At 73.1% G+C, this 19,414-nt stretch carries 16 protein-coding genes; 10 read left to right on the forward strand and 6 right to left on the reverse strand.

The window, feature by feature from the left end; genetic code table 11:
• Positions 1–55: 55 nt before the first annotated feature.
• The 3 genes from ACIQE0_RS17150 (at position 56) to ACIQE0_RS17160 (ending at position 2,951) form a co-directional block, all read left to right on the forward strand.
• The gene (locus ACIQE0_RS17150) at positions 56–565 is read left to right on the forward strand and encodes a MarR family winged helix-turn-helix transcriptional regulator (RefSeq protein WP_402332745.1); all 510 of its coding nucleotides are present in this window, start codon (positions 56–58) and stop codon (positions 563–565) included.
• Between the two features lie 130 nt (positions 566–695).
• Positions 696–1,028 carry a DUF3817 domain-containing protein gene (locus ACIQE0_RS17155; protein ID WP_384098186.1) on the forward strand — a complete coding sequence of 111 codons (333 nt, stop codon included), beginning with the start codon at positions 696–698 and terminating at the stop codon, positions 1,026–1,028.
• 222 nt (positions 1,029–1,250) lie between these two features.
• Entirely contained in the window at positions 1,251–2,951 is a 1,701-nt protein-coding gene (locus ACIQE0_RS17160; RefSeq protein ID WP_366333750.1) for a methylmalonyl-CoA mutase family protein, read from the forward strand.
• 34 nt (positions 2,952–2,985) lie between these two features.
• On the opposite strand, the gene ACIQE0_RS17165 is transcribed toward ACIQE0_RS17160, so the two are convergent.
• Both ACIQE0_RS17165 and ACIQE0_RS17170 read right to left on the reverse strand, forming a co-directional pair.
• Entirely contained in the window at positions 2,986–4,410 is a 1,425-nt protein-coding gene (locus ACIQE0_RS17165) for a sensor histidine kinase (protein ID WP_402332748.1), read from the reverse strand.
• A 73-nt stretch (positions 4,411–4,483) separates the two neighbouring features.
• Positions 4,484–5,215, reverse strand: coding sequence for a response regulator transcription factor (locus tag ACIQE0_RS17170; RefSeq protein WP_402332751.1), 732 nt, complete (start codon positions 5,213–5,215; stop codon positions 4,484–4,486).
• Between the two features lie 62 nt (positions 5,216–5,277).
• Here ACIQE0_RS17170 and ACIQE0_RS17175 point away from each other — a divergent pair, with 62 nt between their 5' ends.
• Positions 5,278–6,444, forward strand: coding sequence for a UDP-N-acetylglucosamine--N-acetylmuramyl-(pentapeptide) pyrophosphoryl-undecaprenol N-acetylglucosamine transferase (locus ACIQE0_RS17175; protein WP_402332754.1), 1,167 nt, complete (start codon positions 5,278–5,280; stop codon positions 6,442–6,444).
• Positions 6,441–7,454 (forward strand): GDP-mannose 4,6-dehydratase, encoded by a 1,014-nt coding sequence (locus tag ACIQE0_RS17180; RefSeq protein ID WP_402332757.1) that lies wholly within the window; start codon positions 6,441–6,443, stop codon positions 7,452–7,454. Before ACIQE0_RS17175 ends, ACIQE0_RS17180 begins: the two co-directional genes overlap by 4 nt.
• 75 nt (positions 7,455–7,529) lie before the next feature.
• Here the strand turns inward: ACIQE0_RS17180 and ACIQE0_RS17185 are convergent, their stop codons facing one another.
• Positions 7,530–8,177 (reverse strand): TetR/AcrR family transcriptional regulator, encoded by a 648-nt coding sequence (locus ACIQE0_RS17185; protein WP_402332760.1) that lies wholly within the window; start codon positions 8,175–8,177, stop codon positions 7,530–7,532.
• Positions 8,178–8,476: 299 nt separating this feature from the next.
• Between ACIQE0_RS17185 and ACIQE0_RS17190 the strand changes: the two genes are divergently transcribed.
• The 4 genes from ACIQE0_RS17190 (at position 8,477) to ACIQE0_RS17205 (ending at position 12,960) form a co-directional block, all read left to right on the forward strand.
• A complete protein-coding gene (locus ACIQE0_RS17190) occupies positions 8,477–9,442 on the forward strand; it encodes a tetratricopeptide repeat protein (RefSeq protein ID WP_366333738.1) in 966 nt (321 codons plus the stop codon).
• A gap of 680 nt (positions 9,443–10,122) precedes the next feature.
• A complete protein-coding gene (locus ACIQE0_RS17195) occupies positions 10,123–10,740 on the forward strand; it encodes a DUF6230 family protein (RefSeq protein ID WP_366333736.1) in 618 nt (205 codons plus the stop codon).
• A 230-nt stretch (positions 10,741–10,970) separates the two neighbouring features.
• Entirely contained in the window at positions 10,971–11,561 is a 591-nt protein-coding gene (locus ACIQE0_RS17200; RefSeq protein ID WP_366333735.1) for a DUF6114 domain-containing protein, read from the forward strand.
• Positions 11,551–12,960, forward strand: coding sequence for a hypothetical protein (locus ACIQE0_RS17205; protein ID WP_402332765.1), 1,410 nt, complete (start codon positions 11,551–11,553; stop codon positions 12,958–12,960). Before ACIQE0_RS17200 ends, ACIQE0_RS17205 begins: the two co-directional genes overlap by 11 nt.
• Positions 12,961–13,072: 112 nt before the next feature.
• Here ACIQE0_RS17205 and pyk read toward each other — a convergent pair whose 3' ends face one another.
• From pyk to pta, 3 genes are all read right to left on the reverse strand, one after another.
• Positions 13,073–14,500 (reverse strand): pyruvate kinase, encoded by a 1,428-nt coding sequence (gene pyk / locus ACIQE0_RS17210; protein WP_366333731.1) that lies wholly within the window; start codon positions 14,498–14,500, stop codon positions 13,073–13,075.
• A 103-nt stretch (positions 14,501–14,603) separates the two neighbouring features.
• Positions 14,604–15,839 carry an acetate kinase gene (locus ACIQE0_RS17215; protein WP_402332768.1) on the reverse strand — a complete coding sequence of 412 codons (1,236 nt, stop codon included), beginning with the start codon at positions 15,837–15,839 and terminating at the stop codon, positions 14,604–14,606.
• 23 nt (positions 15,840–15,862) lie between these two features.
• Entirely contained in the window at positions 15,863–17,956 is a 2,094-nt protein-coding gene (pta, locus tag ACIQE0_RS17220; RefSeq protein ID WP_402332770.1) for a phosphate acetyltransferase, read from the reverse strand.
• 277 nt (positions 17,957–18,233) lie between these two features.
• Here pta and ACIQE0_RS17225 point away from each other — a divergent pair, with 277 nt between their 5' ends.
• Complete coding sequence (locus ACIQE0_RS17225) at positions 18,234–19,259, forward strand: ATP-dependent 6-phosphofructokinase (RefSeq protein ID WP_366333726.1); 1,026 nt, start codon at positions 18,234–18,236, stop codon at positions 19,257–19,259.
• Positions 19,260–19,414: the final 155 nt, after the last annotated feature.

The raw sequence follows: 19,414 nt of genomic DNA on the forward strand, positions 1-19,414 counted from the left end.
ACCGGAAGTTGAGACGGGGCTGACCAGCATATGGCCGCCCGGTAGGGTCAAGGACGTGCCGAAGCCGCTCAGCCTTGCCTTTGACCCCATCGCGCGCGCCGACGAGCTCTGGAAGCAGCGTTGGGGCTCCGTGCCCTCCATGGCCGCGATCACCTCGATCATGCGGGCCCACCAGATCCTGCTGTCCGAGGTGGACGCGGTGGTCAAGCCCTACGGCCTGACCTTCGCGCGCTACGAGGCGCTGGTGCTGCTGACCTTCTCCAAGGCGGGCGAGCTGCCGATGTCGAAGATCGGCGAGCGTCTGATGGTGCACCCCACGTCGGTGACCAACACCGTCGACCGGCTGGTGAAGTCGGGACTGGTCGCCAAGCGGCCCAACCCGAACGACGGCCGGGGCACCCTGGCGTCCATCACGGACAAGGGCCGCGAGGTGTGCGACGCGGCCACCCGGGACCTGATGGCGATGGACTTCGGGCTCGGGGCGTACGACGCGGAGGAGTGCGCGGAGATCTTCGCGCTGCTGCGGCCGCTGCGGGTGGCGGCGGCGGACTTCACCGAGGACTGAGCGTGTCCATGGCGGCCGACTGACCCGTTTTCCCAGGTCGGCGGGGTTCCCCGCGAGGCTCTTCCGGCGACGCTCCGTGGAACGGGGGGTGGCGAAGATCGCCCCTGAAGGGGCCGTTACGCTCTGGGGCATGAAGCGAAGCGTGCTGACCCGTTACCGGCTGATGGCCTACATCACCGCCGTGATGCTGCTCGTGCTCTGCGCCTGCATGGTGTTCAAGTACGGCTTCGGGATGGGCAAGGATCTGACCCTCGTCGTCGCCCAGGTCCACGGCGTGCTCTACATCATCTACCTGGTCTTCGCCTTCGACCTCGGCTCCAAGGCGCGCTGGCCGTTCGGCAAGCTGCTGTGGGTGCTGGTCTCCGGGACGATCCCGACCGCCGCGTTCTTCGTGGAGCGCACCGTGGTCCGCGACGTCGAGCCGCTGCTGGCGGACGCCGAGCCGGACCTGGTCAAGGCCTGACGGCGGGGCCCGGTCGCCGGGCGCTCGCGTACGCGCCTCTCCCGTTGCGGGAGGGGCGCGTCTGTGCGTTCCGGAGGGTTTCCGGCCGCGGGCGGTTTCCGGTCCGCGGGCGTGGGGCAGCCCCCGCCGGGGGGTTGCGCGGCCCCTAGGGGACGGCCCCCACCCGGAATCAGGGCCGTTTCCCATCGACAGATAGTTGGACGTCCTAGTAAATTCGAAGGCATGGACGCTGACGCGATCGAAGAGGGCCGCCGCCGCTGGCAGGCCCGGTACGACTCCGCCCGGAAGCGCGACGCGGACTTCACCACGCTCTCCGGCGACCCCGTCGAGCCGGCCTACGGGCCGCGCCCCGGCGACACGGTCGAGGGCTTCGAGCGGATCGGTTGGCCGGGTGAGTACCCCTTCACGCGCGGCCTGTACCCGACCGGCTACCGCGGCCGGACATGGACGATCCGCCAGTTCGCCGGCTTCGGCAACGCCGAGCAGACCAACGAGCGCTACAAGATGATCCTCAAGGCCGGCGGCGGCGGCCTCTCGGTGGCCTTCGACATGCCGACCCTCATGGGGCGCGACTCCGACGACCCGCGCTCGCTCGGCGAGGTCGGGCACTGCGGCGTCGCCATCGACTCCGCGGCCGACATGGAGGTCCTGTTCAAGGACATCCCGCTGGGCGACGTCACGACGTCCATGACGATCAGCGGGCCCGCCGTGCCGGTCTTCTGCATGTACCTGGTCGCCGCCGAGCGCCAGGGCGTCGACCCCGCGGTGCTCAACGGCACGCTCCAGACCGACATCTTCAAGGAGTACATCGCGCAGAAGGAGTGGCTCTTCCCGCCCGAGCCGCATCTGCGCCTGATCGGCGACCTGATGGAGCACTGCGCGCAGGGCATCCCCGCCTACAAGCCGCTGTCGGTCTCCGGCTACCACATCCGCGAGGCGGGCGCGACGGCCGCCCAGGAGCTGGCGTACACCCTCGCCGACGGCTTCGGCTACGTCGAGCTCGGCCTCTCCCGCGGGCTGGACGTCGACACCTTCGCGCCCGGCCTGTCGTTCTTCTTCGACGCCCATGTGGACTTCTTCGAGGAGATCGCCAAGTTCCGTGCCGCGCGCCGGATCTGGGCCCGCTGGATGCGCGACGTCTACGGGGCGCGCAGCGAGAAGGCGCAGTGGCTGCGGTTCCACACCCAGACCGCCGGCGTCTCGCTCACCGCCCAGCAGCCGTACAACAACGTCGTGCGCACCGCGGTGGAGGCGCTGGCCGCGGTGCTCGGCGGCACCAACTCGCTGCACACCAACGCCCTGGACGAGACCCTGGCGCTGCCCAGCGAGCAGGCCGCGGAGATCGCGCTGCGCACCCAGCAGGTACTGATGGAGGAGACCGGCGTCGGCAACGTCGCCGACCCGCTGGGCGGTTCCTGGTACGTGGAGGCGCTGACCGACCGGATCGAGGCGGACGCCGAGAAGATCTTCGCGCAGATAAAGGAGCGCGGGGCGCGCGCGGTGCCGGACGGGCAGCACCCGGTCGGCCCGATCACCTCCGGCATCCTGCGGGGCATCGAGGACGGCTGGTTCACCGGCGAGATCGCCGAGTCCGCGTTCCGCTACCAGCAGGCGCTGGAGAAGGGCGACAAGAAGGTCGTCGGCGTCAACTGCCACGAGGGGTCGGTCACCGGCGACCTGGAGATCCTGCGGGTCAGCCACGAGGTCGAGCGGGAGCAGGTGCGCCTCCTGGCGGACCGCCGGGCGGCCCGTGACGACGCCCGGGTGCAGGCCGCGCTGAAGGACATGCTGGCCGCCGCCCGCAGCGACCGGAACATGATCGAGCCGATGCTGGCCGCGGTCCGCGCGGAGGCGACCCTCGGGGAGATCTGCGACGTGCTGCGCGAGGAGTGGGGGCTCTACACCGAGCCGGCCGGCTTCTGACGCCGCCCGCCGCCCGCCGCCGGTCGGCTGCCCGTCACTCCACCCCCTCGGGAGGGTGCGGGGTGACGGGCAGCCGCAGGCGGAAGAGCGCGCCGCCGCCGGGCGCCCGCTCCGCGGTGAGCTCGGCGCCGTGCGCGCGGGCGATCTGGCGGGCCATGGCCAGGCCGAGGCCCGAGCCGGGGAGCGCCCGGGCGGCGCCGGCGCGGTAGAAGCGGTCGAAGACGTACGGCAGGTCGCCGTCGGCGATGCCGGGGCCGTGGTCGCGGACGGTGAGGTCCAACGCGCCCGCGACGGGCGTGAGTTCGGTCTCGACGGGGCCGCCGGGCGGGGAGAACTTGGCGGCGTTGTCCAGGAGGTTGGACAGCAGCCGGGTCAGCCGGGCCGGGACGCCGGGGAGGGCGGTGGTCGCGGCCTCGGGGGCGATGCGGGTGGTGAAGGCGACGTCCGGCCAGTGCTCGCGGGCCGCGCCCACCGCGTGTGCCAACAGGGCCGCGGGGCGGACCTGTTCGAGCAGCGGCGTCGGCTCCTCGTCCCGGGCGAGCTCGATGAGGTCGTTGACCAGGGTGGTGACCTCGCGCAGCTGACGGCCCAGGGCCGCCGCCGCCCGGTCCCGTTGGGCGTCGGTCAACCGGTCGGCGCGGGCGAGGAGTTCGGCGTTGGTGCGCAGCGCGGTGAGCGGGGTGCGCAGTTCGTGGGAGGCGTCGGCGACCAGGCGGCGCTGGGCGGTGACGGACTGCTCCAGCTCACCGAGCATGGTGTTGAAGCTGGCCGCGAGCCGGGTCAGCTCGTCCTCGCGGGCGGGCGGGCCGGCCGGGAGGTCGATGCGGTGCCGGGGGTCGCGGGTGGTGGCGATCCGCTCGGCGGTGGCGGTCAGCCGGGCGACCGGGGCCAGACCGGTGCGGGAGACCCAGTAGCCCAGGCCCGCGGCGAACAGGACGCCCGCGCCGCCGACCGCGGCCAGAGCCCGGGCGGCCTGGCGCACCCCGCGGTCGACGGTGTCGGAGCGCAGCGCCACCTGGAGCGCCTCGTCCTTGCCGGGCAGCGGGGAGGTGTACATCCGCACCGGATACCCGGCGACGGTGAGGTCGGTGTAGAAGGGCGCGTGGCGGCCGGCGGCCACCTCGCGGGTGGTCGGGGAGACCGGCAGGGCGGGGGAGCGGCCGTGGGCGTCCCGCGCCGGGTCGGTGGGGACGACCTGGACGCAGGGGACGGCCTCGTAGCGGCAGGAGGTGTCGGCCGCGGTCGGGCCCCAGTTCCGGGTGCGGTGGGCGAGTTGGGCGGCGGTCTGCGCCAGGTTGAGGTCCATCTGGCGGGTCAGCTGGACCCGGAGGACGACGAACGCGGCCGCGCAGACGCCCACCGCGACCAGGGCCACCGCGGCGGAGGCGGCCAGCGCCAGCCGGGTGCGCAGCGGGCGGCGGCGGACCCAGCGGCCGCCCAGGCGGCGCCGGCCGGTCATGCCGCGGGCCCGTTCGGCCCGTTCGGCCCGTCCGGCTCGGACGTGCGGGGTGCGCGCCGCTGCGCGTGCGGGGTCATGCGCCCTCCGGACGGTCCAGGCGGTAGCCGACGCCGTGCACGGTGTGGACGAGCCGCGGCTCACCGCCGGCCTCCAGCTTGCGGCGCAGGTAACCGACGTAGACGGCCAGCGAGTTGGAGTCCGGGCCGAAGTCGCGGCCCCAGACCCGCTCCAGGATCGTCTCCCGCGGCAGCACCTGGCCGGGGTGGGTCAGGAGCAGTTCCAGCAGGGCGTACTCGGTGCGGCTGAACTCCAGCGGGCGGTCGGCGCGGTGGCCGGTGCGGGTGGCGGGGTCGACGACCAGGTCGGCGAAGGCCAGCCGGGCGGTGTCGGCGGCGCCCGCCGCGGCCCGCCGCAGCAGGGCGCGGACCCGGGCGATCAGCTCGTCCAGGGCGAACGGCTTGACCAGGTAGTCGTCGGCGCCGGCCTCCAGGCCGTCGACCCGGTCGCTGACCGCGTCCAGGGCGGTCAGGACCAGGATCGGGGTGCGGTCGTCGAGGGCGCGCAGCCGGCGGCAGACCGCCAGGCCGTCCAGCACCGGCATCATCACGTCGAGGACCAGGGCGTCCGGCTGCCAGCTGGCGACGGCGGAGAGCGCGGCCAGGCCGTCGGCGGCGCCGCGGACCGCGTAGCCCTCCACGGCGAGCCCGTCCGCGACGGCGGCGCGGACCTCCGGTTCGTCGTCGACGACCAGGATCCTGGGGGCTGCCGGGGGAGCGCCGGGGGCCGGCGTGGTGCGTGCGGTCATGCCTCCAGGCTGCCAAACGCCGTCTTAGAACGTTCTTAGAGCGGCCGCCGAGCGTGGCGGCCATGCGCACACCACTCTCGGTCGTGATCGGTGCGGGCGGCACCGGCGGCCATATCTATCCCGGGCTCGCCCTCGCCGACGCGCTGCGGCGGGCCGTCCCCGACGCGGTGGTCTCCTTCGTCGGGACCGACCGCGGTCTGGAGACGCGGCTGATCCCGCAGGCCGGCTACCGGCTGCACACCGTCGACATGATCCCCTTCGACCCCGCGCTCGGCGCCCGGCGCTATCTGCTGCCGGCCGCGCTGCTGCGCTCCGGCGCCCAGTGCCGGGCGATCCTGCGGGCCCAGGGCGCCCAGGTCGCCGTCGGCATGGGCGGCTACCCCAGCGCCCCGGTGATCCTCGGGGCCAGGATGGCCGGGCTGCCGAGCCTGATCCACGAGTCCAACGCGGTGCCCGGCCGGGCCAACCGGTTCGCCGCCCACCTCACCCCGCACCTCGCGGTGGCCTTCGACCGCAGCCGTCCGCACCTCGCGGGCGGCGAGCGGGCCGAGACGGTCGGGATGCCGTTGTCGGGGCCGCTGGCCGGGTTGGACCGGGCGGCGCTGCGGACGGCCGCCCGCCGAGCCCTGGGCATTCCGGAAGAGGCGCGGCTGCTGCTGGTCAACGGCGGCAGCCTGGGCGCCGCCCGGCTCACCGAGGCCGCCGTCGGGCTGGCCGGCCGCTATCTGGCGCGGCCCCGGCTGCGGCTGCTGATCAAGACCGGACCGGCCGCTCTGGACGCGACCCGGGCCGCCCTGCAGGCCAACGGCGGGGCCGCGGTCGCCGCGGCGGTGCCCTACCTGGACCGGATGGACCTGGCGTACGCGGCGGCCGACCTGGTGCTGTGCCGGGCCGGCTCGGCGACCGTCGCCGAACTCGCCACGATCGGGATGCCGGCCGTCCTGGTCCCGTACCCGCACGCGCCCGGCGACCACCAGACGCACAACGCCCGTGTGCTCTCCGACGCCGGGGCGGCGCTGCTGCTGCCCGACGCGGAGGTCACCACCGAGCGGCTGGACGCGACCGTCACCCCGCTGCTGGCCGATCCCGCGCGGCTGGCCGCGATGGGCGCGGCGGCCGACCCCGGCACGCACGCCCGGGCCGCGGACCTGCTGGCCGCCCGGACGCTGGCGCTGGCCGGCCACCCCCGCGCCCCCCACCTCACCACCACCCTGAAGGAGTCAGCATGAGCACGCAGAGCACTATGTCCCGGCCGTGGGCCGGGCGGAAGGTCCTGGTCACCGGGGCCGAGGGGTTCATCGGGTCGACGCTGGTCGATCTGCTGGTGGACGCGGGCGCCGAGGTGCGCGCCTTTGTGCACTACAAGCCGTACGCGGAGAAGGGGAACCTGGCCTGCTATCTGGAGCCGGGCAGCCCGGTCGAGATGGTCGCCGGCGACGTCCGCGACGCCGGCCGGGTGATGGACGCCGTCGCCGGCTGCGACACCGTCTTCCATCTGGCCGCGCTGATCGGCATCCCGTACAGCTACGACGCGCCGGGCGCGTATGTGCAGACCAACGTGGTGGGCACGGAGAACGTCGCGGAGGCGTGCCGCCGGCACGGGGTGCGGCGGATGGTGCACACCTCCACCAGTGAGGTCTACGGGACCGCGCGGACCGCGCCGATCGGCGAGGACCACCCGCTCCAGCCGCAGTCGCCGTACTCCGCCTCGAAGATCGGCGCGGACATGATGGCGCTGTCGCACTGGCACGCCTTCGAGCTGCCGGTGACCGTGGTGCGGCCGTTCAACACCTACGGGCCCCGGCAGTCCGCCCGCGCGGTGATCCCGACGATCCTGGCCCAACTGCACGCCGGCGCCCGGCAGATCAGGCTCGGCTCGCTCACCCCGACCCGGGACTTCACCTTCGTCACCGACACCGCGGCCGGGTTCCTGGCGCTGGCCGACTGCGACCGGGCGCTGGGGCAGGTCGTCAACCTCGGCAGCGGCCGGGAGATCGCGGTAGGGGAGCTCGCCGAGGCGCTGATCGCGGCCTCCGGGCGGGACGCCGAGGTGGTGGTGGACGCCGCGCGGCTGCGGCCGGCCGGCAGCGAGGTGGAGCGGCTGCTGTCGGACAACTCCCGGGCCCGCCGGTGGGCTTCGTGGGAGCCGCAGGTCTCCCTCAAGGAGGGGCTGGCGCGGACCTCTGCGTGGGTGGCGGAGCATCTGCACCTGTTCCGGGCGGACCGCTACCAGGTCTGACGGCGCCGGGGGCCGGGCCGGTGCGGGGGCCAGGGCGCTTCTGACGGATATCCGCGGAGATCCGTCAGAAGCGCCCTACGGCTCCAGCCCGGCCAGGCCCACCAGGAGCAGGGTGGTGAACCGCCGGGCCCAGGCGGCGTCCACCGGTTCGGCGCTGACCAGCAGCCGGTGCACCACGGCGCCGGCGATCACGTCGAAGGTCAGGCCCACGGTGCACTCGGCGGCCTGTTCGCCCTCGGGGCCGCAGGCGTCCGGCGGGAGTTCGCCGCGCGCCTGCGCGCGCGAGCGGCCCAGCAGCACCAGCCGCTTCTGCCGCTCGACGATGGCCTGCCGGATCCGTTCGCGCAGCGCGTCGTCGCCGGTGGACTCGGCGACCACCGCCATCAGCGCGGTCTTGGTCTCGGGACGGGCCAGCAGCGCGCCGAACTGGAGCACCACGCCCTCGATGTCGGCCTGGAGGGAGCCCCGGTCGGGGAGTTCGAGCTCGTCGAAGAGGACCGCCACGGCGTCCACGACCAGTTCGCTCTTGCCGGCCCAGCGGCGGTAGAGGGTGGTCTTGGCGACCCCGGCGCGGGCCGCGACCTCGCCCATGGTGAGCCCGCCCCAGCCGACGTCGACGAGCGCGGCGCGGGTGGCGTCGAGGATCGCGTGGTCGGTCGCGACGCTGCGGGGGCGGCCCGGGCGGCCCGGGCGGCCTTTCGGCGGGTGGGCGGACTGGTGCATGCGGGCGACCATACCGGCCGGTAGCACGGTGCGCGGCCGTGAGGGAGATCACTTGGAGACCGGCGGGAAGTGGGTGCCGGGCGGGGGCGGCCCCGAGTTACGCTACGACCCGTAGCGTAAGAGCGACACCACTGGCCGTGGGTGGGGACCCATGGCCGCGCAGACCGGCCCCGCGGGGCCGCCATCGGCCACCGCTCACCCGGCGCGGACCGCACTCCAGCGGGGCGTACGGGCGCCGGCGGAGGCCCGCTTTCCGGCTCGCTTTCCGGAACCGGCCGCTCAGGGGGGAGGATGGACCCATGCAGCCACGCAACATGTCCATGAGTGGAGTCGTCGACCTCGCAGCGGTGAAGGCGGCGGGGGAAGCGAAGCAGAAGGCCGAGCAGGCCCGCGCCGAGGCCGCACGCACCGGCGCCCAGCCGGCCGGCGCCACCCCCCTGGTCTTCGACGTCGACGAGGCGGGGTTCCAGCAGGAGGTCCTCCAGCGGTCCACCGAGGTCCCGGTCGTCATCGACTTCTGGGCCGAGTGGTGCCAGCCGTGCAAGCAGCTCGGTCCGCTGCTGGAGAGCCTCGCGGCGGAGTACGCCGGCCGGTTCGTCCTCGCCAAGATCGACGTCGACGCCAACCAGATGCTGTTCCAGCAGTTCGGCGTGCAGGGCATCCCGGCGGTCTTCGCGGTGGTCGCGGGCCAGCCGATCCCGCTCTTCCAGGGCGCCGTCCCGGAGGCCCAACTGCGGCAGGTGCTGGACCAGTTGGTGCAGGTCGCCGAGGAGCAGTTCGGCATCGTGGGCGCGCCGGCCGCCCCGGCGGACGCCGAGCAGGCCGCCGAGGCGCCGCTGCCGGCCGGCCCGTACGACGCGGCGCTGACCGCGGCGGCCGAGGCGCTGGACGCCGGTGACCTCGGCGGCGCCATCGACGCCTACCGCACCGTCCTCGCCGACGACCCGGCCAACCCGGAGGCCAAGCTGGGCCTGGCTCAGGCCGAACTCCTCCAGCGGGTGCAGGACCTGGACCCGCAGGCGGTCCGCAAGGAGGCCGCGGAGCAGCCGGCCGACGTCCGGGCGCAGATCCGGGCCGCGGACCTGGACCTGGTCGGCGGCCATGTCGAGGACGCCTTCGGCCGGCTGATCGAGACCGTGAAGCGGACGGCCGGCGACGACCGGGAGGCCGCGCGGGTGCGGCTGCTGGAGCTGTTCGAGGTGATCGGCGCGGACGACCCGCGGGTGTCGAAGGCGCGCACCGCCCTGGCGCGCGTCCTGTTCTGAACCGGCCCGCCCACCCCCGGAGGGCGGCGCCGAGCGCCGCTCCGCCCTCCGCTTCGGCCCTTCTCCGGCGCTTTTCCGCCCCGTCCGGGGCCGCCGCGCGGCACGTCCCGCAGGCGCGTCCGGCAAACGGCACAGCGGCCACGCTTTACCGAAACTTGGTAAACGTGGCCGCTGTTACTTGAAGTAAGTCCGAGCGGCCAACTTGCCGTCCTCTGCCCCGAGTTGCCCCTTGTTCGGCCGTAGTGAGCAGCGACGCTGCGTGCCCAGATGATCTCCGTGTGTCGCGGCGCGGTTACCGGCCCGTTACCCGCAAGTAACGAGGGCCTTGTGCGGCGGCCTGGAATGCACGACGATCGGCCACGCTCGGTCCATTCCCGCAGCCCGGCATCCGGCCGGCGCCGCGGGGTACTTGGGTCCCCACCGAGTGGGTCGGCGGCAGTGGCGCCGACCGCGGACAGGGGGGTCTCTGCCCTGCGGCAGGGCCTGTCCGGTGAGGTTGCGCGAGAGCGTGGCCAGTGGTTGTCGCTCGGGGGTGATCGCCGGTATTCGGAAAACACACTGTGCCTTTCGAGACGGGCGCTCTCCTTCCCGAGGACGTAGCACTTCTCCCATCCCAGGTGCGGCCGGCCCCAACCGGGGCCGCACGTACCGGAGATGTACGTCCGAGAAGGAGGAAAGTCATGGAGTCCCTGGCTCGTGGCGGGACCAGATGGAAGCGGTTCGCCGTCGTCATGGTGCCGAGCGTCGCGGCCACCGCCGCGATCGGCGTGGCCCTCTCGCAGGGTGCCCTGGCGGCGTCGTTCAGCGTGTCCGGCCAGCAGTTCAAGGTCAGCACGGACCGGCTGGACGGTACCGGCTTCGTCCAGTACGGCGCGGTGGACGCGCAGAAGGACGGCAAGAACGTCCCGGTGGCGGTCTCGGCGTTCTCCAACGCCAAGATCCGCAACCTGTGCCAGTCGGTCGTCGTGCCGGTTCCGGTCTTCGGCGACGTGTCGATGAAGCTCCAGGCCGGCGGCGGAGCGCAGCCGGTGGAGGCCAAGAACCTCTACATCGACCTCGACGACCTGAACGCGGACGCGACCTTCAGCAACATCAACATCGGTGTTGCCGCCGGGTCGACGTCCAAGGGTCCCGGCATCAAGAAGGGCGACGCGGCCGACCCCGGCTCCTTCGCCCAGGAGGCCGACACGGCCGTGCTGACCCACGTCAAGCAGCGTGCCTGGGCCACCACGGCCGGCACGTTCAAGCTCAGCGGCCTCAAGATGAGCGTCGCCAAGGGCAAGAGCGAATGCTACTGACGCGCTGAGCGTGCGGGTGCGGGGCTGGAGCTGTGCGGCGTGAGCCGTTCCCCGTGCCCGTACGTCGGGTAGTGCTGAAGTACCCACAGAACCACCGATTTTGCCAGTCCCGAGGAGCCGGACATGAGTGACTGGGGCATGGGGGACTCCCCGGCCGGAGGCTGGGGGAGAGTCATCGACAGGTACGCGCGGCGCGGATGCGGGCCCGCCGACCGCAGGGAGGCCGGCGCATGAGCGCAGAAGAACCACAGCTGAACGGGACCCGCGGTGGGAAGCGGCAGGCGTTTCGCCAGTGGCGCGGGCAACGCCCCTTCTGGGGCGGCCTGTTGACCCTCCTCGCCGGCGTCCCGATCATGTACATCCCTTACGCGAACCTCACCATCGGGTCCCTCACCGTCCGCATGGCGACCACGGCCGGCGCCGGTTCGCTGATCATCGGCGTCCTCATGGTGGTGCTCGGCCTCACCATGTGGTTCCAGCCGGTCTCGCGGGTCTTCGCGGGTGTCGCGGCGATCATGCTGTCCCTGGTCTCGCTGGTCGTCTCGAACTTCGGCGCCTTCCTGGTCGGCTTCCTGCTGGGGCTGATCGGCGGTGCGCTGGGCGTCTCCTGGGCGCCGGGCGAGCCGGTGCGGAGCGAGGGCGGGCCCGGTGAAGCGGACCGCGCCGCCGGGCCGTCCCCCACGCCCGAACGGCATACGGGGACCCCCCTGGCCACCCACGCGGCACCCGCGACCGGGGATCCCGGGTCGGGCAACGGACTGGACGACCTGTCAGGAACGAGCCCGACCAACGGAAGGAACGGGAGGCACCGTGCCGGGTGACGAGCTGCACGAGGAGAGCGCAGCCACCGGGGCGACGGGGGCCCCACCGCGCCGGTCAGGCGCGGGGGGCGGGCCGAGGCACGCGGCGCCCAAGAAGCCGCTGCTGACCCGCCTGCATGTGCCCGCGGGCAAGGCGATCGCCATCGCGGCGATGCCGTCCGCGGTCCTCATGGGCATGGGGCTCACGCCCCAGTTGGCGATCGCCAAGCCCGTGCCGCCCAAGAGCCCCTTTCGGGACGGCCCCTGTGTGACCGCCCCGGACACGTCCGGCCAGGACGCCAAGGCCAAGGACGACAGCAAGACCGAGGACGACAGCAAGGCCGAGGACGAGAGCAAGGCCGAGGACGGCGCCGAGGACGGCAAGGACGCCGCGGGCCAGAAGGATCAGAAGGACCAGAAGGACCAGGGCGGCACGGACGCCTCCGCGGGCGGCACGCCGTCCGCTCAGGCGTCGGCCTCGCCGTCGCCCTCGGCCGACAAGGCCCCGCGCGGCGCCGCGACGCCCGCGCCGTCCGACTCCGCGACCCCGTCGCCGTCGGCCACCCCGACGAAGAAGGACGACGGCGGCCTGCTGGGCGGGATCGGCGACGCGCTCGGCGACCTCTTCGGCCTGCACAAGAAGCCCGCTCAGCCGTCGGCCTCGCCGACCCCGTCGCCGTCCGCCGCGCAGGACGCCCCGGCGAAGGACAGCGCGGGCAAGGACGCCGCGGCGAAGTCGTCCCCGTCCCCGAGCGCGTCGGCCCAGGACTCCGCCGAGGAGGGCGACGGCTCGCCGGTCAAGGACGCGGTCACCACCGTCGACCGGGGGCTGTCGGACCCGTCGAAGGCGGTCGACGACACCGCGCACGGCGCCGTCGGCACGGTCGACAACGCGCTGCCCGGCGGCGGGCTGGACGGCAAGGACGCCGACGGCAAGCCGGCGTTCCCCTGCGTCGTCGAGAACAAGCAGCAGGGCAAGGACGAGCAGACGCCCGAGACCCTGCCCAACCTCCCCTGGCACCTGGAGTCCAGCGGGCTGACCCTGCGCGGTCTGAACTACGAGGGCGTCGTCAACGTCACCCCGCACAACGGCCGGGCCAAGCAGGTCCTGAAGTTCACCGCGGACAGCGTCGACATCGGCGACCTGCACCAGATCGTCGACGACCCGGCGTCCGGCAAGCACTACCACGTGCGGTCGGCCCCGGGATCCACCTCCACCATCCGCGGCGGCACGGTGACCCTCTACACCGAGCGGTTGCAGGGCAACCTCTTCGGGCTGATCCCGATCGTCTTCGACGCCGAGCACCCGCCGCCGCTGAACGTCCCGTTCGCCTACTTCAGCAAGGTGAAGCTGGACCAGGCCGGGCAGTTCGGCGGCAACCTCACCATTCCGGGCATGCACGTGTCCATCGAGGACTGACCGGCCCGTACGGCCCCGGAGCCTTCCTTCCGGGAGAAGCGGAAACGGCGGTGGGCCGCCCCCTTCGACCAGGGGGCGGCCCACCGCCGTCGGCGCGTGGCGGGGCGGCGCGTCAGGCGCGCGCGCCGCCGAGGTGGTGCACCCGGACCATGTTGGTGGTGCCGGGGACGCCGGGGGGCGAACCGGCGGTGATCAGCATGGTGTCGCCCGGGTTGTAGCGCTGGAGCTTGAGCAGCTCGGCGTCGACCAGGTCGACCATCGCGTCGGTGTTGTCCACGTGCGGGACGAGGAAGGCGTCCACGCCCCAGCTCAGGGTGAGCGCGTTGCGGGTGGCGAGGTCGGTGGTGAAGGCCAGGATCGGCTGGGCGGCCCGATAACGGGAGAGCCGGCGGGCGGTGTCACCGGACTTGGTGAACGCCACCAGCGCCTTGCCGTTGAGGAAGTCGGCCATCTCGCAGGCCGCGCGGGCCACCGCACCGCCCTGCGTGCGCGGCTTCTTGCCCGGCACCAGCGGCTGGAGGCCCTTGGAGAGCAGCTCCTCCTCGGCCGCCTCGACGATCTTCGACATGGTCTTGACCGTCTCGATCGGGTACTGGCCCACCGAGGACTCGGCGGAGAGCATCACCGCGTCGGCGCCGTCGAGGATGGCGTTGGCGACGTCGGACGCCTCGGCGCGGGTCGGCCGGGAGTTGGTGATCATCGACTCCATCATCTGGGTCGCCACGATCACCGGCTTGGCGTTCCGGCGGCACAGCTCGATCAGCCGCTTCTGCACCATCGGGACCTTCTCCAGCGGGTACTCCACCGCCAGGTCGCCGCGGGCCACCATCACCGCGTCGAAGGCCAGCACGACCTCCTCCATGTTGGCGACCGCCTGCGGCTTCTCCACCTTGGCGACGACCGGGACCCGGCGGCCCACCTCGTCCATCACGCGGTGGACGTCCTGGACGTCCTTGGCGTCCCGCACGAAGGACAGCGCGACCATGTCGCAGCCCATGTGCAGCGCGAACTTCAGGTCGTCGATGTCCTTCTCGGACAGCGCCGGGACGTTGACCGCCGCGCCGGGCAGGTTGATCCCCTTGTGGTCGGAGATCACACCGCCCTCGATCACGATCGTCCGCACCTGCGGGCCGTCGATCTCGACGACCTGGAGGGCGACGTTGCCGTCGTTGATCAGGATCGGGTCGCCCTTGGAGACGTCACCGGGCAGGCCCTTGTAGGTGGTGCCGCAGATGCGCTTGTCGCCGGGGACGTCCTCGGTGGTGATGACGAACTCGTCGCCGCGCACCAGCTCGACCGGGCCCTCGGCGAAGGTCTCCAGGCGGATCTTGGGGCCCTGGAGGTCGGCCAGCACGCCGACGGCGCGACCGGTCTCCTCGGCGGCCTTGCGGAGGCGGTGGTACCGCTCCTCGTGCTCCGAGTGGGTCCCGTGGCTCATGTTGAAGCGGGCCACGTTCATACCGGCCTCGATCAGCGTCTTCAGCTTCTCGTAGGAGTCGACGGCGGGGCCCAGGGTGCAGACGATTTTGGAACGGCGCATGTCTCGATCCTATCGGTTTGTTTCGGAGCGGAATATTTCGCTCTGCTTCATAGGCTCTTCAGCTGGTGCGGGAATGCGCCAAGCCCGTGGGCGGACCCGCGGACTAGGCGGTGACCAGGGCGTACGTCTGCCGGGCGATCTCCAGTTCCTCGTCGGTGGGGACCACGGCGACCGCGACCGGGGCGTCCTCGGGCGAGATCAGCCGCGGCGCGTCGGACCGGACGGCGTTGCGCGCGGCGTCCACCGCCAGGCCCAGCCCCTCCAGGCCGGCGACGGCGGCGGCGCGGACCGGGGCGGCGTTCTCCCCGACGCCCGCGGTGAAGACCACCGCGTCGACCGTGCCGAGCACCGCGAGGTAGGCGCCGATGTACTTCTTCAGCCGGTGGACGTAGATGTCGAAGGCGAGCGCGGCGCGTTCGTCGCCCTCGTCGATCCGGCGCCGGATCTCCCGCATGTCGTTGTCGCCGCAGAGTCCGAGCAGGCCGCTCCGCTTGTTGAGCAGCTCGTCGATCTCGTCGGCGGACATCCCGGCCACCCGCTTGAGGTGGAAGGTCACCGCCGCGTCGATGTCGCCGGAGCGGGTGCCCATGACCAGGCCCTCCAGCGGCGTCAGCCCCATGGACGTCTCCACGCACCGGCCGCCTCGGACGGCGGAGGCGGAGGCCCCGTTGCCCAGGTGCAGCACGATCACGTTGACGTCCTCCGGCGCCTTGCCGAGCAGCTCCGCGGTGCGGCGGGAGACATAGGCGTGCGAGGTGCCGTGGAAGCCGTAGCGGCGGATGCGGTGCGCGTCGGCGGTCGCCACGTCGATGGCGTAGCGGGCCGCGTACTCCGGCATCGTGGTGTGGAAGGCGGTGTCGAAGACCGCGACCTGCGGGAGGTCGGGGCGCAGGGCCCGGGCGGTGCGGATGCCCAGGATGTTGGCCGGGTTGTGCAGCGGGGCGACCGGCACCAGCCGCTCGATCTCCTTGAGCACCGCGTCGTCGATGACGGTCGGTGCGGTGAACTTCAGCCCGCCGTGCACCACCCGGTGCCCGATCGCGGCCAGCTGAGGGGAGTCCAGGCCGAGCCCGTCGGCGGCCAGTTCGTCGGCCACCGCCTTCAGCGCGGCCTGGTGGTCGGCTATCGGGTCGGTCCTCTCGCGGGTGGCGCCGCCTGCGGTCAGCGGGGTGTGGGCCAGGCGCGAGGTCGTCTCACCGATCCGCTCGACCAGGCCGACGGCGAGCCGGGCATCCGCCGCGGAGCCGCCGCCCGACGCCTTCGCCATGTCGAGCAGCTGGTACTTCAGCGACGAGGAGCCGGAGTTGAGGACGAGGACGCGGGTGGCGTTGGCAGTCATGGAACGCTTTCCGGTGGGTGCGGTCAGGACGTGGGGCCGGCGCCGGGCTGGGCGCCCTGGGCCTGGATCGCGGTGATGGCGACGGTGTTGACGATGTCCTGGACGAGGGCGCCGCGCGAGAGGTCGTTGACCGGCTTGCGGAGCCCCTGGAGGACCGGGCCGACCGCCACCGCGCCCGCGGAGCGCTGGACGGCCTTGTAGGTGTTGTTGCCGGTGTTGAGGTCCGGGAAGATCAGCACGGTGGCCCTGCCGGCCACCTCCGAGTGCGGCAGCTTGGTCGCCGCGACCGCCACGTCCACCGCCGCGTCGTACTGGATCGGGCCCTCGACGAGCAGGTCCGGGCGCCGCTCGCGGACGAGGTCGGTGGCCTTGCGGACCTTGTCGACGTCGGCGCCGGAGCCGGAGGTGCCGGTGGAGTACGACAGCATCGCGATCCGCGGCTCGACGCCGAACTGGGCGGCGGTGGCGGCGGACTGGATGGCGATGTCGGCCAACTGCTCGGCGTCCGGGACCGGGTTGACCGCGCAGTCGCCGTAGACCAGGACGCGGTCGGCCAGGCACATGAAGAACACCGACGAGACGATCCCCGCGCCCGGCTTGGTCTTGATGATCTCGAAGGCCGGCCGGATGGTGGCGGCGGTGGAGTGCTCGGCGCCGGAGACCATGCCGTCGGCCAGGCCCTCCTGCACCATCAGGGTGCCGAAGTAGGAGACGTCGGCGACCACGTCGTAGGCCAGCTCGTAGCTGACGCCCTTGTGGGCGCGGAGCCCGGCGTACAGCTCGGCGAACCGCTCGCGCAGCGGCGAGGTCCCCGGGTCGATGATCTGGGCGTCCGCCAGGTCGATGGCGAGGTCGGCGGCGCGCTTGCGGACCGCCTCCTCCTCGCCCAGCAGCGTCAGGTCGCAGACGTCGCGGCGCAGCAGCACGTCGGCGGCGCGCAGCACCCGCTCCTCGGTGCCCTCGGGGAGGACGACCCGGCGGCGGCCGGCGCGGGACCGCTCGATCAGCTCGTGCTCGAACATCATCGGGGTGACCCGCCCGGAGCGGGCGACCGAGATCCGGTCGGTGAGCTCGGCGGTGTGCACATGCCGCTCGAAGAGGCCGAGCGCGGTCTCCGCCTTGCGCGGCGACGCGGCGTTCAGCTTGCCCTCGATCGCGAACAGTTCGGCGGCGGTGGGGAAGGAGCCGCCGGGGACGGAGACGACCGGGGTGCCGGGGGCGAGGCGGGCGGCCAGCGCCATGATGTCCGGGCCGGGCCGCTCGCCGAGGGTCAGCATCACACCGGCGATCGGCGGGGCGCCGGCGCTGTGCGCGGCCAGCGAGCCGATGACCAGGTCGGCGCGGTCCCCGGGGGCGATCACCAGGCAGCCGGGGGTGAGCGCGGGGAGGAAGGTCGGCAGCATCGCGCCGCCGAAGACGAAGTCCCGCACGTCCCGGGCGAGGCCGGAGTCGTCGCCCAGCAGCACCTCGGCGCCGAGCGCGTGCACGATCTGGCCGACGGTCGGCGCGGAGAGCGAACCGTCCTCGGGGAGCGCGTAGCAGGGCACCGGCAGCCGGGCGGCGAGCCGCTCGACGATCCCGGCGCGCTCCCCGGGGACCACGCGGTTGACGACCAGGGCGACGACGTCGCAGCCCAGCGAGGTGTAGGCGCGGTAGGCGTTGCGGGCCTCGGCGCGCACCGCCTCGGCCTCCTGGCCCTGGCCGCCGACGACGGGTATCACCGCGGCGCCGAACTCGTTGGCCAGCCGGGCGTTGAGCGCCAGTTCGTCGGGGAGGCTGGTGTCGGCGTAGTCCGAGCCGAGGACCAGGACGTACTCGTAGTCGTGGGCCACCTTGTGGAAGCGGTCGACGAGATGGGAGACCAGCTCGTCGGTGCCGCGCTCGGCCTGGAGGGCGGCGGCCTCCGCATAGCCGATGCCGTGGACCGACTCGGCGGGCTGGGTGAGGCGGTAGCGGGCCCGCAGCAGTTCGAACAGCCGGTCCGGCCCGTCGTGCACCAGGGGGCGGAAGACCCCCACCCGGTCGACGTGGCGGGTCAGGAGCTCCATGACTCCCAGCTCGATGACCTGGCGGCCGTCGCCGCGTTCGGTACCGGTCACGTACACACTGCGGGTCACGCGGTCTCTCCGTCCATTCCCATGGCCGCGAGGCACCGTGCCCGCGGATTTCCCCTGGTCACATGGTCAAAATTACCCGTTATGGTGGGCTTGACCTTCTTGACGATACCTGCGCGGGTGCAGACGTCGCTCTCCCAGTCTCCCCTTGGGCCACGGGACGGGGCAGCGGGGGGTGGACAGCGGTCGCGCTGCCTGGGCCGGGGTGGGGCCGCGCCACACGTGAAACAATCGGACCGGCTCATACGAACCGGACAGCGAGCACAGGAGACACAGCACGATGCGTATCGGAGTCCTCACCGCGGGCGGCGACTGCCCCGGTCTCAACGCTGTGATCCGGTCCGTCGTCCACCGCGCCCTGACCGGCCACGGAGACGAGGTCATCGGCTTCGAGGACGGTTTCAAGGGCCTGCTCGACGGCCGCTTCCGCAAGCTCGACCTGGACGCCGTCAGCGGCATCCTGGCCCGCGGCGGCACCATCCTCGGCTCCGCCCGCCTGGAGCGCGCCCGGCTGCGCGAGGCGTGCGAGAGCGCCAAGGACTTCTCCCGTGAGTACGGGATAGACGTCCTGATCCCGATCGGTGGCGAGGGCACGCTGACCGCGGCGCGGATGCTCTCCGACGCCGGGATGCCGGTCGTCGGCGTCCCCAAGACCATCGACAACGACATCTCCTCCACCGACCGCACCTTCGGCTTCGACACCGCCGTCGGCGTGGCCACCGAGGCCATCGACCGGCTCAAGACCACCGCCGAATCGCATCAGCGGGTCATGGTCGTCGAGGTCATGGGCCGGCACGCCGGGTGGATCGCGCTGGAGTCCGGGATGGCCGGCGGCGCCCACGGCATCTGCCTGCCGGAGCGCGAGTTCGACGTCAACGACCTGGTGAAGATGGTCGAGGAGCGCTTCGCCCGGGGCAAGAAGTTCGCCGTGGTCTGCGTCGCCGAGGGCGCCCACCCGCTCGCCGGCACCATGGACTACAAGAAGGGCGCCATCGACCAGTACGGCCACGAGCGGTTCTCCGGTATCGGCACCGCGCTCGCCCGCGAACTGGAGCGGCGCCTGGGCAAGGAGGCCCGCCCGGTCATCCTCGGCCACGTCCAGCGCGGCGGTACGCCCACCGCCTACGACCGGGTGCTCGCCACCCGCTTCGGCTGGCACGCCGTCGAGGCCGCCCACCGCGGCGACTTCGGCCATATGACCGCGCTGCGCGGCACCGACATCGTCATGGCCCCGCTGGCCGAGGCGATCACCGAGCTCAAGCGGGTCCCGGAGGCCCGCATGGACGAGGCCGAGTCGGTCTTCTGACGCTCACCTGACGCTTCGTCAACACGCCGTGGGGGGGGGGGCCGGGGGGGGGGGGGGGCGGGGGGGGGGGGGGGGGGGGGGGGGCGGGCGCGGCCCCCCCCCCCCCCCGGGGCGGCGGGGGGCCCCCCCCGGGGCCCCCCCCCCCCCCCCCCCCG

The organism is Streptomyces sp. NPDC093097 (genome assembly GCF_044754325.1).
GTDB lineage: Bacteria > Actinomycetota > Actinomycetes > Streptomycetales > Streptomycetaceae > Streptomyces.

Bases quoted from the DNA above. Each gene is read 5' to 3' on its own strand.
- ACIQE0_RS17175 (WP_402332754.1), top strand. From the start codon at position 5,278: ATGCGCACACCACTCTCGGTCGTGATCGGTGCGGGCGGCACCGGCGGC.
- ACIQE0_RS17180 (WP_402332757.1), top strand. From the start codon at position 6,441: ATGAGCACGCAGAGCACTATGTCCCGGCCGTGGGCCGGGCGGAAGGTC.
- ACIQE0_RS17155 (WP_384098186.1), top strand. From the start codon at position 696: ATGAAGCGAAGCGTGCTGACCCGTTACCGGCTGATGGCCTACATCACC.
- ACIQE0_RS17190 (WP_366333738.1), top strand. From the start codon at position 8,477: ATGCAGCCACGCAACATGTCCATGAGTGGAGTCGTCGACCTCGCAGCG.
- ACIQE0_RS17225 (WP_366333726.1), top strand. From the start codon at position 18,234: ATGCGTATCGGAGTCCTCACCGCGGGCGGCGACTGCCCCGGTCTCAAC.
- ACIQE0_RS17200 (WP_366333735.1), top strand. From the start codon at position 10,971: ATGAGCGCAGAAGAACCACAGCTGAACGGGACCCGCGGTGGGAAGCGG.
- pyk (WP_366333731.1), bottom strand. From the start codon at position 14,500: ATGCGCCGTTCCAAAATCGTCTGCACCCTGGGCCCCGCCGTCGACTCC.
- ACIQE0_RS17195 (WP_366333736.1), top strand. From the start codon at position 10,123: ATGGAGTCCCTGGCTCGTGGCGGGACCAGATGGAAGCGGTTCGCCGTC.
- ACIQE0_RS17170 (WP_402332751.1), bottom strand. From the start codon at position 5,215: ATGACCGCACGCACCACGCCGGCCCCCGGCGCTCCCCCGGCAGCCCCC.
- ACIQE0_RS17160 (WP_366333750.1), top strand. From the start codon at position 1,251: ATGGACGCTGACGCGATCGAAGAGGGCCGCCGCCGCTGGCAGGCCCGG.
- ACIQE0_RS17215 (WP_402332768.1), bottom strand. From the start codon at position 15,839: ATGACTGCCAACGCCACCCGCGTCCTCGTCCTCAACTCCGGCTCCTCG.
- ACIQE0_RS17185 (WP_402332760.1), bottom strand. From the start codon at position 8,177: ATGCACCAGTCCGCCCACCCGCCGAAAGGCCGCCCGGGCCGCCCGGGC.
- ACIQE0_RS17165 (WP_402332748.1), bottom strand. From the start codon at position 4,410: ATGACCGGCCGGCGCCGCCTGGGCGGCCGCTGGGTCCGCCGCCGCCCG.